This window comes from Bacillus sp. FSL K6-2944 (genome assembly GCF_038005385.1).
Lineage (GTDB): Bacteria > Bacillota > Bacilli > Bacillales > Bacillaceae_G > Bacillus_A > Bacillus_A cereus.
In genome coordinates this window covers 775,884-788,969 of record NZ_JBBOTE010000001.1, presented here as the reverse complement: position 1 = coordinate 788,969, position 13,086 = coordinate 775,884, and the positions used below count along the sequence as shown (strand labels likewise).

Here is a 13,086-nt window from a genome sequence, read left to right as displayed (position 1 = left end):
GTTGTTTTCATTACATCTACCCGCTCTTTTGTTTTTTTCTATCTGGTTTACTTGAAACTAAATAATGTTTTTCTGAAATATATAAGTCTCTTTTTAAGCTACGATTTAAGTAAGGTCCTAGCTTCATTCCGCATATGAGGCGATCTTCGCTACCTTCAACAATTGGGAACATTTCTTTTTCTGTTACGTATTGGTCTACTGCTTTTTGTACGACATCAATTTCTTTCACTAGGCTTAAATTTTCTGCTGTATGTTCAAATACCTCAAGCGTTTCCTTCGTTATGAGAAAATCATTTGTTGGAAATGCAGGTAAATACGGTTTTAACAAATCATAATTTACTGTATAATCTTCATTTACTAATACTGTATAAACGATATTAGCATTCGTTTCTAAAAACTGAGCCATCGCTTGTTCTAATTCATCTTTCGTAATTTCCCGCTCTTCTTTTCCAGTTCTGAAAAAGCGAAACATCGCATCGCCTCCTTTTTACTATATTATAGCATAAAAGAAAACTGAAAAATCATAAAAAAACCCATTGAAATAATTTTTCAATGGGTTTCTATTATATTTATCGTTATTTTAAGAATGCACTTAGCATCCATACATGCTGTTCTAATGTTGTATGAATTGCTAACAGCATGTCAGCTGATGTTTCATCACCAGCTTCACCTGCAACTTCCATACCTTCTTTTAATTCTTGAATAAGTGCAGAATAATCATTCACTAATGTTTGCACCATTTCTTCTGCAGATTCTTTGCTTGTCCCTTCGCTGACACTAGATGTTGCGAGATATTCTTTCATTGTCGCTAATGGTTTACCTTCTAAAGCTAAAATACGTTCTGCTAACTCATCAATATACGTTCCAGCCTCATTATAAAACTCTTCAAATTTCTCATGTAATGTAAAGAAGTGTGGCCCTGTCACATACCAGTGATAATTATGTAGTTTAACATATAACACATTCCAGTTTGCTACCTGCTTGTTTAATACTTCAACAACATTTGTTTTCGTACTCATACAATCACTCCTCTTATCATTTTGTAATGTTTATCTTTTAATAACCTAATTACATTTTACCATACATTCCCTTTCCTTTCGAACAATTGGCTTATATGTAACAAAGTTTTAACACCTTTAATGCTTCCCTAATATCATTAAATTCATGTATTTTTTCAAACACTTCATACGTCTAATTGTCCAAGCTCATACATATGCATAATAGTACATCAAGCTCATCATAGTAGAAAGAGGGATAACATGGACAATCAACAATGGCAAGTAGCAAAGAAAGTAGCCGCTACTTATATCGGAACTGTCGTTGGAGCTGGATTTGCTACTGGACGAGAAATTGTTGAATTTTTCACAGTGAATGGATTATACGGGACAATTGGCATATGTGTAAGTGGATTTTTTTTTATTTGGCTTGGCACAAAGATGATGTTACTTTCATCACAAATCGGGGCATTTTCAGCGCAAGAATTTAACAAATATTTATTTGGGGATGTATTTGGGAATGTTGTAAACACATTATTATTACTCGTTTTATTCGGCGTAACGAGCGTTATGTTATCAGGGGCTGGTGCAGTATTTGAAGAGCAACTTCGCTTACCAAGACAACTCGGTATTCTTATTACAGTTATCGCTTGTCTTATTATAAGTAGCCGCGGATTACAAGGTGTTTTTGAAGTAAATACACTTGTCGTACCTATTATGATGATTTTTATTATCGGACTTGCTATTACAACCTTTTTTCACGGTACACCTTCCATTAATAACACTATTCCTGCAGAGAACTGGAATATGAAATGGATTACTAGCCCTATTACATATGTCGCCTTAAATCTTTCTCTCGCCCAAAGTGTTCTCGTCCCATTAGCCAGTGAAGTAAGAGATCGAAAAGCTATTTTTTGGGGTGGGATTTTGGGTGGTGCTGGACTTTCTTTAATTTTATTATGCAGCCATTTAGCAATCTTATCAGTCGATCAATTTTACCAATATAACATCCCAATGGCTGAAGTCATAAGAAGATTTAATGCAACTTTTCACTTCTTTTTCGTTCTCATTATTTTCGGTGAAGTTTTCACAACTTTAGTTGGTAATGTGTTCGGAATGACAAAACAGATGCAATCTATTACTGGGTGGAAAAATAACAATATTATTTTCTTCATTTTACTAATTAGTTATTGCTTTAGCTACATCGGTTACAGTGACTTACTTCACATTCTATATCCTATCATCGGATGGGTAAGTATTGTTATACTGCCAATCATTGCGTTTAAACAACTTCAAAAAACATAAAAAAGCATCCATGTTATTGGATGCTTTTTTATGCTCATTCACAATCATCACATACTTCCCAGTACGGTCCCATTTCTAATGCTAAATATGGCTTTAACTGCAACCGAATCATTCGACTAGGCATGCGCTCTAAAACAAATTGAATACCTTCTTCATCTTCGTCTAATTCAACTTTTGAAATCGCAATTCTTTGCATAGTTGTAATGGGAATTCCATCTTTATATAAAGTGATTTTCACCTCATCGTATTCATTAAAATATAATTCGACACTCATTTGATTTTTCAGTATTTCATCAACAATTTTAAATGTATTATTTTGTTCTTGGATTATATATTTCCATCCGCCTCTATCTTCTTTCGGAGCTGTTTGAAATAATGTCTCCAAATCCTCGTATAGCATAAGATAACCCCTCTCTTACTAAAAAACGATGAGTATTTTATATACCCTTTATCTCTATCACTATCCATAGCTATTGTACCATATATCAACGTTCTTACCGTATTCATTTGCTTCATACATACTTATAAAATAACTAATTCTATCTCCATTATTATGTATATTACCTCATTACTCCATACACTCTTACAAGTTCAAATAACGACAGACTTTAATCCATGCAAATATTGTCTACTCTCTGCTTTTATTAGCTCACAGCATTCACACTTTTATATATAGTAAGACTACCACAAATAAAAAAGGAGAGTGACTTATACCACTCCCCTCAAAAGACCTTCCCTATAGCTGCTAAAACTAATACGATTATTAAAATTGCAAATAATAATGAGACAATGAAACTAAAAATAGGTAACGCTTTCTTTTCATTCTTCTTAAATAGTAACTTTAAACTAAGAAAAATATTTACTGGTACAAATATAAAATAAAAATATTTAACAATTTGCACCGAGCTATTCGAAAGTGTTTTTAATATAAACACTTCAATTAGAAAAACAATAAAAAATGAAATACTTAGCCAAAATGAGACGTAACTAAGCCAAGAATGTCTTTTTGTCCCCCAATACACTCCCATAATACTCTCCTTTTATTTGTATTCTATACGTTAATAATTATACACAAAGCTAACAAATACCTCTATTTTTCGACAAACATTATGCAAAATACCATTTTAAACGTCATAAAGGAAGTTTACATCTCCATTTGATTTTACACAATAAAACAGACTACCCTACTAGGGGATAGTCTGTTCTCTATTAGACTTTAAATCTGTCAATTAGTCCTTGCAACTCTTCAGCCATTTGAGATAACGTGCCTGCTGCAGATCCAATTTCCTCCATCGAAGCTAGCTGTTCTTCAGCTGAAGCCGCAACATTTTGTGTGCTTGTCGCATTATTTTGTGCTGTCATTGCAATTTGTCCTACCGAAATAGATACTTCATTTGCCCCTTTTGACATTCCATTAGCCGTTTCAACCATCGTCTTAATTTGATTAGCTATTTCATTTGTAGATTGTAAGATTTCAGCAAAGTTTTGCTTCGTTTCATTTGCGATAACAAGTCCAGATTGAACTTCCTCATTTACATGATTCATAGATTTGACTGTCTTACCCATATCATCTTGTATTTCACATATTAATTTACTAATTTCACTAGAAGATACGCTAGACTGCTCTGCCAATTTACGCACTTCATCTGCAACAATTGCGAAACCTCTTCCATGCTCACCGGCTCTTGCGGCTTCAATCGCCGCATTTAGAGCTAGAAGGTTTGTTTGATCTGCAATATTTTGAATCACTTCTAAAATATCACCAATTTGTTTTGATTTATTATTTAGTAATTGTATAACTGCATCTGATTGTGAAACCGATTCTGCAATAGACTGCATCTGGTTTACTGTTCTTCCTACTAGTTTCCCACCATCTTCTGCTTTTTCACGAGTATGTGCAGAAGCCGTATTAATAGATGATGAACTATTTGCTACATGTTGAATTCCTTCCGTTACATCAAACAGTAACATAGCGCCATTTTCTACGCTTGTTGTTTGCGTCGTTGCCCCACTTGATATTTCATCCATTGCGATTGTGATTTGCTCAGTCGCTTCACTTGCTTGCCTTACACTTGCAGTTAACTCTTCTGATGCCGCTGCAACATGCCCAGCTGAATCGTTAATTCTTCCAATTAACGTCCGTAACGAATTCGTCATCTCATTAAAACCTTTAGCAAGTTGGCCGATTTCATCATTAGAATGAATTTCAATTGTTTGCGTTAAATCCCCTTCGCTTATTTCTTTAGAGGTAACAACTAATCTCTTTAAAGGCTTCGTAATTGAAAGTGTTACAAAATAAATAAGTGCCCCGCCTACTACTAATGAGATAAGCATAACAATTAACATATTATAAAATACAGGTTGAGCAGCTTCAATTACTTCACTTGAGTACATCGTCCCACCAATTTTCCAACCTGTTTTTACATTTGTAGCAAATACCATATTCTTTTCACTACCGCCATAAGAATATGAAAAAGCACCGTGATTATCTTCATAAATTTTCTTTGCCCAAGAATCAGCCGCTTTTTCCCCTGATTTTTCTTGTGGATGAGCAATTATTTTTTGCTTTCCATCTAAAATGAAGGCATATCCTTTTTTACCAATATTAATTAACTTTGATGTTTTTAATAAATTATCTAAACTTAAATCTAGCGCAACAACTCCATTTTTATCTTCTGTTTGTTTTGCGATTGTTACGACAATATGTCCATTTCCTTTTGCCTTATATGGCTCAGTAACAACAATACCACCTTGTTTTGCAACCGCATCTTTATACCAAGAACGCTCTGTTGGATCATAGTCTGCTGCCATTTGTATATTTGGTTCTTGTACAAATTTTTTATCATTTCCGGCAACATATACTTGTTCAATATCTTTATTTAAATTTATATATTGAGATAACATTTTTCTTAATTCATCCTGATTATCTCCTTGATACATATTCCCCTGAATCACCCGTGCAAAATTATTCACATCATTAAATTTTGCATCAATCATTTGATTGATTAAATTATCCAGTATTTTTATATTGTCGTTGGCACTACTCTTAATTTGCGATTCAAAATTCTTTTTGGCTGTTTGATAAGACATGCCTCCGATAATAGACACAGCCGCAATTAAAATTACAAAGAATGAAATTAATAGCTTTTTTGCTACTTTCATATCACGAAACAAATTTAATAGTTTACCCATTATGAACCTCCTAATTTTCAAATTTAAAAGTTAAATTGAGTTAATTATGAATATTTCCCAATCCCTAATTATTATTTTCATAACCTATTATGATGAATACTTTGTAAAGTTTAAACAATTAACTTCCCTTTGTCTATATATATAAATAATATTATTATAAAATTTATAAATAGAAAAAACCAAAGGGTGCCCCTTTGGTTTTTACATTTTTTGTAACTACTCAGCCACCTTTCGGTGTCTTTTTTAAATTTTACTAGTTTCATATGCCTCCCATTTGTAAATACTGAGTATATCAAACAGGGGAGGTGAATCTTATGGTCGATCGAAAAATTATTTTAGATACATATAAAAAAGGACCTGAAGCTGTTATTTCTTTATTTGAAGAAACATTTTCTAAGTTAGAAAAACGTATACAAGAACTAGAAAATGCTTCAAAAAAAAACTCCAAAAATAGTCATAAGCCACCTTCTACAGATGGTTTGGGTAAGCCCGTTACAAAAAGTTTGCGCAAACCGTCTCATCGTCAAACGGGTGGCCAGTTGGGCCACAAGGGACATACTCTTGGTTTGACAGCGACTCCAGATCATACGATTACACATTCTCCTACATATTGTACTTGTTGTCATACTTCCTTGAACCACGAGCCTGTAAAAGGGTATCGCATTCGCCAAGTGTATGACTTACCACCTATTCAGATCGAAGTGACAGAACATAAAGTAGAACAGAAAGAATGCCCACATTGCCATTCTATCCAAGAAGCCCAATTTCCTTCGACAGTATCTCGTCCTGTTCAATATGGTCCAAATATAAAAAGACTGATTCCCTATTTAACGCATTATCAATGCATTTCTTTGAAGCGAACAAAAGAATTCTTTCAGGATTGTTTTGGACATTCTATAAGCGAAGGAACCCTGGTAAATCATACACAGGCTTTCGCTTCTCAATTGCAGCCATTCATAAAAGAAGTAAAGGAAAAGATTCTGCAGTCTCCTGTTGTCCATTTTGATGAAACTGGTATGCGTGTAGAAAACAAAACACAATGGTTACATACTGCCAGTACACCGGAGGTGACATTGCAACATATTCATCAAAAACGTGGAAAAGAAGCAATGGATGCTGGAGAAATCTTGCCATCTTTTTCTGGAATTGCGATGCATGATGGTTGGAAATCGTATGATGCGTATACAGATTGTCGTCACGTTTTATGTAATGCCCATCTCTTACGAGATTTACAAGGAATTATAGATAGTACTGGAGAACAATGGGCACAACAGATGCAGAAATTTCTAACGCAAGCGTTGACGATGAAAAAGCAATCCGAAGGTACCATGCCAAAAGCGACGCAAAAGAATCTGTTTATTATGTATCAATCCATATTGAAAGAACAACAGATTCTTTCCACGAAACAAAAGAAGAAAGGAAAGCAGACGCCTTCTCAAAATTTATGGAATCGCTTCGTCAAGTATTCTGACAGAATTCTAGCGTTTTTAGAACATCCAGCCATTCCATTTGATAACAATCAAGCAGAACGGGATATTCGGATGACGAAAGTAAAACAGAAAGTGTCTGGGACTTTCCGAAGTAAGAAAGGCGCAGAATCTTTTTGTCAGATACGAAGCTTTATGAGTACCATGAAAAAACAAAAACAATCGGTCTTACAAGCGATAAACCAAGTCATAGAAACTAGAACGGTTCCTTGGAATAACACGACTTCATAAGAGAATTTCTCTATTTGGCATAGATTCTTTCTCTGATTGGAGTATTTTCTTTTCATGTTTTCGAATCGGAAACATGTATTTGGCCTGTTTTTTTATTTGAAGAAGCTGAGTAGTTACCATTTTTTTATGTTGTTTAGAAAGCTTTTTCCACTTATCACGCTCTGCTCTGGCAAGGATTGCATCTTGTTTTCTTATAAAATACGCCAGTTCTCTTTGTAATTTTTTATAGCTTTTCAAACGATTTATCGTAATAAGTCCGTTTTCAATTGCACTATACACCGCGCACCCTGGTTCATTCTCATGCTTACAATCACGGAAACGGCATGTTGTCGCAAGTTCTTCAATATCAGAGAATGTTGTTTGAATCGCTTCGCTTCCTTCCCAAAGTTGCAATTCCCTCATACCGGGAGTATCAATTACGAGAGCGCCACTTGGCAATTGGAATAACTCTCGATGCGTTGTCGTATGCCTTCCCCTACTATCCTCCTCACGTATATCTCCCGTTTTTGCTACCTCAATTCCTATTAGCGCATTTAACAAAGTTGACTTTCCTACCCCTGATGACCCAACTAAAGCAATTGTTTTCCCTGAAGAAACGAATTGTTTCAACGAATCAATACCTGTATGCTCTAAACTATCAACAACAAAAATAGGAACACCAATTGCTATAGCTTCCGTTTCTACAATTTTTTGTTCTATATCATTACATATACTACTCTTTGTTAAAACAATAACTGGCATAGCGCCACTTTCATACGCTAATAATAAATAACGTTCCATCCTTCTAACATTAAAATCATGATTAAGTGCATTCACTAAAAATAAATAATCTACATTTGCTGCTATAATCTGTTCTTCTGTTCTTGTTCCAGCCTCTTGTCTTGAGAAAGAGCTTCTTCGCTGGAAAATACGATGAATAATCGCTTTCTTTTCATCTTCTATTTTCTTTATATACACCCAATCACCAACTGCTGGATAATCGCCTTTCGTAACTGCTTCATGCCGAAACTTCCCAGACAGTTCCGCCATATACTCACCATCATTACAAATAATTCGATATATATGCTTATGCTCGAGTAAAATTCGTCCTACTTCAAAGTTCTCAACAGCTTGTTCCTCAAAAAAAGAATCCCAGCCGAACGATTCTAAAATATTTTGATTCAAATTGATATCCTCCCTAGTGTAAGCTAAGCGGAAGGATCGTGCGCTCACTTATATAGTCTCGCCCTTTCCATCCACCTTTGTATTTGGTTTATTATTCATATAAGTTATTTTCGCCATAATACATCACCCCGTTCTTCTTTTAATTACTCTCATTATATGGAATTCTCCTATAAAAAGCTACATTATTTAACGTAATTTTCAAACAACTTTCTTTTGAGCATTCTAATTTGTCCTCGGTGACTAATTTCATCTTCTAGCACATGATACCAAAGATAGTGCTGGTTATATATTACACCGTTAGGCCACTTTCTTTCTGACATGAGCCACTCATCACTTTGTTCACTTAAATACTTCAGAGATTCTTCTCGAACACTTTGTAGAAGTTGTACATAATACTGTATTTCATGACCACGGATCGCTCTACCTGCTTCCCCTAAATACAGTGCATCTTCCCATATTTCTAATTCTTCTTTTGTAAAGTCACGATTTTGAAATGAAATAAGCTGATGAACTTTTTCAATAGCTGCTATATGCTTTAATAAGGCGCCAATTGAATTTCCGCTGCTCTGCATAATTAAATCTAATTGCTCAACTAATAAATTTTTTACTTCGCCTAATGTTACAGCCCTCGTATGCTCCAGCATGCTTACTAATTCCCCTATAGTTTTTGTATAACCATCTACACTTCTTATTCGATAATCTATCTTCATATCACGCACCCCTTTCTGCATTCATATTATTGTAAAAATGATTCATATAATAGACTGAAACCTTTCGAAATTTTCTGTTATAATTAAATTGAATACAAAATATACCCAAACAAACTTTCTCAATATGCTTATATGAAATATTAAAAGGAATCAATATAAAATAATCGAATCTTATTCACTAAAAGGAGTGGATTCGATGGAAATGTATCAATGGCTAACCGCTGTTCTCGTTGGTGGCATTACCGGCTTCGTTTCCCATCTAATCAATAACCAAGGTAAGTTATTGCTTCCACGCCGTTTGAAAACATTTTTTCATTTTGGATTTTTAACTGACATTTTTACTGGTAGCCTAGCCGCACTTCTTGGGCTCGTTTTATTCGATGTCACCGCAATAAAAGAAATTATAAAAGTATCCATTGTAACTGCTATTTCCGGTCAAACTTTCTTACTACATCAAGCTCTTGGTGGCGAACAGGCTAAAAATACGCAAATTGGGAAAGCTGATGAGAAGATTCAAGAAATTGACAAATTATTGCGACGTTAGTGTATACTTTCTTTTAAAATTATTGTTATAATGAGAAATAAATATTTTCTATTGCGTCGTTTGTCAGGAGAAAGGGTGTTTCGTATGACAAAAAAGAAAATAGAAGATTTCTTAACAAACTCCGAAAAAGAGGAACTGCTAGAAAACTATAAATGTTTACGAGAAGCCCGCACAAAAAGCGAAGCTAACTATTTTGGTGAAGCAGTAAACCATCTATTAAATAAAGCAAAACAACGAATTATTAAAGATGCAGGTATACATGATGAAAATGCTGCAACTGTTCAATCAAAGAGAAAAGCACTGTTTTAGCTACATTAGCTAAAACAGTGCTTTTTATTTAGAATTTTTTTCTTTCCATGCTATATTCTCTCTGCCTTTATCTTTCCATTTTTACAGTTTCAAAAGTCATCTAGACCTAAAGATCAACCTAATAATATTAGCCCACGCAAACCATTTTAATAATAGATAAAATAATTGAACTAGTAATGCTACAAACTAAATAAGTTTATTAAATCGCTTCTTTTAAATCTGAATGCGGATTTGGTCCGTATTGATTGTCATTTTCTTCACTTTCAATGATAAAAAATACAAGTAAAACAACGCTACCAAACGGTACAAAATTTAATAGTTGCCACCATCCCGTTTTCCCAATATCATGTAATCGTCGTGCACCAACCGAAAAACTTGGTATAATCATTACTAACATAAATAGCAACGCAATAATAGCAACTAACACCTCTGAAAATGATGATAAAAATAACAGTAGCCAAAAAATTACGATATTGGATAAACTAAAAATCCAGTACTCTTTTCGCGTAGCTCTACCACTAAAATTCCCATAATTCTTTAGAGCTTTCAAATACCATTGCATTTAAACCTCTCCCTTTTATCCCCAATAAAATTAAAATATGTAATTATTAACAGATAAGTAGAAATATAACACAACATTTATGTAAAATCCATATCCCCATCTAAATTGCCCTCTATTTAAATAGTTTTTTCCTTCGGCATTTTTCACATTACTTTCACATCTATTTCACAAATATAAGTAGTCCGATATGCTAAACTAAGTATATCCTTTTCCAAGGAACTATATGCCGATATATAAATCCCTATCTTTATAGGGATTTTTATTTTTTGATTCCTCATAACTTTGTTACAATACATTTCTTCTACTATTTCTATACTTTTAGTAACTACTTTAATTAAAAGCACATTCATGTATTCACACTCTTATTAATTCTGATTTGCGAAATATTTATACAAGCTTTATGATGCAATTCCTGTTTCACTACTTTCAGTAAGTTTTTCACTTTTTCTAAACAAAAATAAAGCTCCTATATATAGTAAAGTAGTAAAACTACCTATAAGTATAAAATTGTGAGATACTGCAAATAACATTCCTGCTATTGCCGCACCAATCATTTGACCAATATACATAGAAGTATTTGCAAGCGCGGCTCCTGTTCCTCTTGCTGCACTAGATATGTTTTGTAAGTGCCTCATCATTAATACAAACAAAATTCCTGTCCAAAAAAACAAAGCAAAGAACGATAACTCCACCAATACAATGTTCTTTACATGTGGAAGTAATACATATAGCACTGCTGTAAATATAATTCCACCATAGAAAGAAAGGTTATAACCAATTTTATTTACGATTCTAGGACCAAAAATATTACCAGTTAAATTTCCTAACCCTAATACGAGCATAGCTGTACCTACTTCATGAACTTGTAAGCCAAATTGAATGGAAAGCCATACACCAAAAAATGAAAATGCAGCAAAATTTCCGGTTTGAAAAACAAAGTATGCAAAATAAGAAAGTGAAACCTTTGAATCTGTAAGTAATTGTTTATAACGCTGTAAAATCGCTTTTTTATTTCCACCTATATGAACCGACTGTATTTCTGGTAATACAACATAAATAAGAATGACAAGTAGTGCTGATAATATACCAATGAAATAGAATGGGATTGTATAATGTATCGTTGCTAAATAAGCTCCCAGTGGCAGCCCTAAAATTTGAGAGATTGATAACCCTGCTGTTGCAACCCCAATTGCTTTCACAATTTGCTTCTTCTCTATAAGGAGCGGAATAGATGCCCACACTTGTGGAGATACAAAAGCTGCACTTACACCTGCTAAAAATCTAAATGTTAGCATCCATAAAAAACTCGGTGCAATTCCACACAAAAACGTACTTATTGCAAAAAAACTCATACCTAGTACCATCACTTTTTTTCTGTTTAATCCATCTGATATAGGACCAGCAATAAGCGCAAATCCAGCATACCCTAAAGCATACGAATTCACCATCCATCCTGACAACTCAGTTGAAACATGATACACCTGTTGCAATGTCGGCAACAGTGGTGAAATTAAGAAAGTATCTGTACCGATCATAAACATTATCATAAAAAATACAGCTAGTACTCTGTTCATTTAGACCTTCTCCTTATATAAACAGAGGGTACTCTCCCTCTGTTTAACTAATCTTCTAAAATAGATTGGATTTCTTTCATGACTCTTTCATTCAATGCAACGTCTACCGCTTTCACACTTTCTCTTACCTGCTCTGCCCGCTTTCCACCAGGTATAACAGTATCAATTCCTTCTTTATTTAATAACCATGCTAACGCTAAATGAGACACTTCAATATCATTTTCTTTAGCTAGCCCTTTTAACTTATTCACTTTCTTAAAATTACTCTTATATGTATTTTCTTCAAATAGATTTACATTTTGACGCCAATCGACTTCATTTAATTTAAAATCTTCTGTATATTTTTCGCCTAATATTCCAAAAGCAAGAGGCCCATATGGAATAAATGAAATACCCGCTTCTATACAATACGGCAACAGTTCTTCCTCAGCTGTACGTTCTAACATATTGTATGGAGATTGTACAACATCTATATGACCATGTTGATTCGCCTCTTTTAATTGTTCTATGTTTACGTTCGATATTCCAATTGAACGAATTTTCCCTTCTTCTTTTAAATGAGTAAGCTCTCCGATTGAATCTATGTAACTTGTTTCAGGATTTGTAAAGTGTAAATAATATAAATCAATATATTCAGTCTGTAATCTTCTTAAGCTATTTTCCACAGCATTCCTTAAATAACTTGGTTCATTGTTAATATAAGTTTCTCCATTTAACAACGGTTGAATTCCACCTTTTGTAGCAAGTATAAACTCATGACGTTTTCCCTTTAATACTTCTCCTACTAATTCCTCTGATCTACCGAAACCATATGAATCTGCTGTATCAAAAAATGTAATCCCCTGCTGAATAGCTTCTTCTACTAATCGCTTTCCTTCTTCTTCATTCACATCAGCATATAAATTATGTCCCCCTACTGCATTTGTACCTAAACCCAACTTTGAAATATTTAATCCTGCCTTTTGCAATTTTGTATACTTCATTTTTTCTCCCCCTATATTTCTATTGTTCGA

General features: G+C 33.9%; 15 protein-coding genes and 1 pseudogene. 4 read left to right on the top strand and 12 right to left on the bottom strand.

All coding sequences use genetic code 11. The features are described 5' to 3' along the window. Window positions 1–16: 16 nt before the first annotated feature. Together MHH55_RS04085 and MHH55_RS04080 are read right to left on the bottom strand one after the other, a co-directional pair. On the bottom strand, window positions 17–472 hold the full coding sequence (locus tag MHH55_RS04085; protein ID WP_000488210.1) for a DUF3939 domain-containing protein: 456 nt from the start codon (window positions 470–472) through the stop codon (window positions 17–19). Between the two features lie 103 nt (window positions 473–575). After that, complete coding sequence (locus MHH55_RS04080) at window positions 576–1,019, bottom strand: Dps family protein (protein WP_000105199.1); 444 nt, start codon at window positions 1,017–1,019, stop codon at window positions 576–578. Window positions 1,020–1,259: 240 nt separating this feature from the next. Here MHH55_RS04080 and MHH55_RS04075 point away from each other — a divergent pair, with 240 nt between their 5' ends. Next, on the top strand, window positions 1,260–2,300 hold the full coding sequence (locus tag MHH55_RS04075) for a YkvI family membrane protein (protein ID WP_000370205.1): 1,041 nt from the start codon (window positions 1,260–1,262) through the stop codon (window positions 2,298–2,300). A 34-nt stretch (window positions 2,301–2,334) separates the two neighbouring features. On the opposite strand, the gene MHH55_RS04070 is transcribed toward MHH55_RS04075, so the two are convergent. From MHH55_RS04070 to MHH55_RS36365, 4 genes and pseudogenes are all read right to left on the bottom strand, one after another. Next, complete coding sequence (locus tag MHH55_RS04070) at window positions 2,335–2,700, bottom strand: DUF3979 family protein (protein ID WP_000965068.1); 366 nt, start codon at window positions 2,698–2,700, stop codon at window positions 2,335–2,337. 322 nt (window positions 2,701–3,022) lie between these two features. Further along, complete coding sequence (locus MHH55_RS04065; protein ID WP_000539569.1) at window positions 3,023–3,328, bottom strand: hypothetical protein; 306 nt, start codon at window positions 3,326–3,328, stop codon at window positions 3,023–3,025. 181 nt (window positions 3,329–3,509) lie between these two features. Beyond that, window positions 3,510–4,328 (bottom strand): methyl-accepting chemotaxis protein, encoded by an 819-nt coding sequence (locus MHH55_RS36370; protein WP_406741423.1) that lies wholly within the window; start codon window positions 4,326–4,328, stop codon window positions 3,510–3,512. 123 nt (window positions 4,329–4,451) lie between these two features. Continuing rightward, window positions 4,452–5,390, bottom strand: a pseudogene (locus tag MHH55_RS36365) (HAMP domain-containing protein); the annotation flags it as partial. A 416-nt stretch (window positions 5,391–5,806) separates the two neighbouring features. Here MHH55_RS36365 and tnpC point away from each other — a divergent pair. Next, window positions 5,807–7,210, top strand: coding sequence for an IS66 family transposase (tnpC, locus tag MHH55_RS04055; RefSeq protein ID WP_100910632.1), 1,404 nt, complete (start codon window positions 5,807–5,809; stop codon window positions 7,208–7,210). Here the strand turns inward: tnpC and rsgA are convergent. After that, window positions 7,205–8,374, bottom strand: coding sequence for a ribosome small subunit-dependent GTPase A (gene rsgA, locus MHH55_RS04050; protein ID WP_254849812.1), 1,170 nt, complete (start codon window positions 8,372–8,374; stop codon window positions 7,205–7,207). The genes tnpC and rsgA overlap by 6 nt on opposite strands. Window positions 8,375–8,556: 182 nt before the next feature. Continuing rightward, complete coding sequence (locus MHH55_RS04045) at window positions 8,557–9,084, bottom strand: DinB family protein (protein ID WP_033695507.1); 528 nt, start codon at window positions 9,082–9,084, stop codon at window positions 8,557–8,559. 196 nt (window positions 9,085–9,280) lie between these two features. Between MHH55_RS04045 and MHH55_RS04040 the strand changes: the two genes are divergently transcribed. Next, window positions 9,281–9,628, top strand: coding sequence for a DUF4257 domain-containing protein (locus MHH55_RS04040; RefSeq protein WP_000426317.1), 348 nt, complete (start codon window positions 9,281–9,283; stop codon window positions 9,626–9,628). A gap of 84 nt (window positions 9,629–9,712) precedes the next feature. Then, window positions 9,713–9,937: a hypothetical protein gene (locus MHH55_RS04035; protein WP_000162602.1), complete on the top strand. Its 225-nt coding sequence runs from the start codon at window positions 9,713–9,715 to the stop codon at window positions 9,935–9,937. Window positions 9,938–10,136: 199 nt separating this feature from the next. On the opposite strand, the gene MHH55_RS04030 is transcribed toward MHH55_RS04035, so the two are convergent. From MHH55_RS04030 to MHH55_RS04015, 4 genes are all read right to left on the bottom strand, one after another. Further along, entirely contained in the window at window positions 10,137–10,499 is a 363-nt protein-coding gene (locus MHH55_RS04030; RefSeq protein WP_001198796.1) for a DUF805 domain-containing protein, read from the bottom strand. 143 nt (window positions 10,500–10,642) lie between these two features. Further along, window positions 10,643–10,849 carry a hypothetical protein gene (locus MHH55_RS04025; protein ID WP_001101741.1) on the bottom strand — a complete coding sequence of 69 codons (207 nt, stop codon included), beginning with the start codon at window positions 10,847–10,849 and terminating at the stop codon, window positions 10,643–10,645. A 48-nt stretch (window positions 10,850–10,897) separates the two neighbouring features. Next, a complete protein-coding gene (locus tag MHH55_RS04020; protein WP_078186646.1) occupies window positions 10,898–12,073 on the bottom strand; it encodes an MFS transporter in 1,176 nt (391 codons plus the stop codon). 47 nt (window positions 12,074–12,120) lie between these two features. After that, window positions 12,121–13,056, bottom strand: a complete 936-nt coding sequence (locus tag MHH55_RS04015) for an aldo/keto reductase (protein ID WP_078186647.1) — start codon at window positions 13,054–13,056, stop codon at window positions 12,121–12,123. Between the last annotated feature and the right edge of the window lie 30 nt (window positions 13,057–13,086).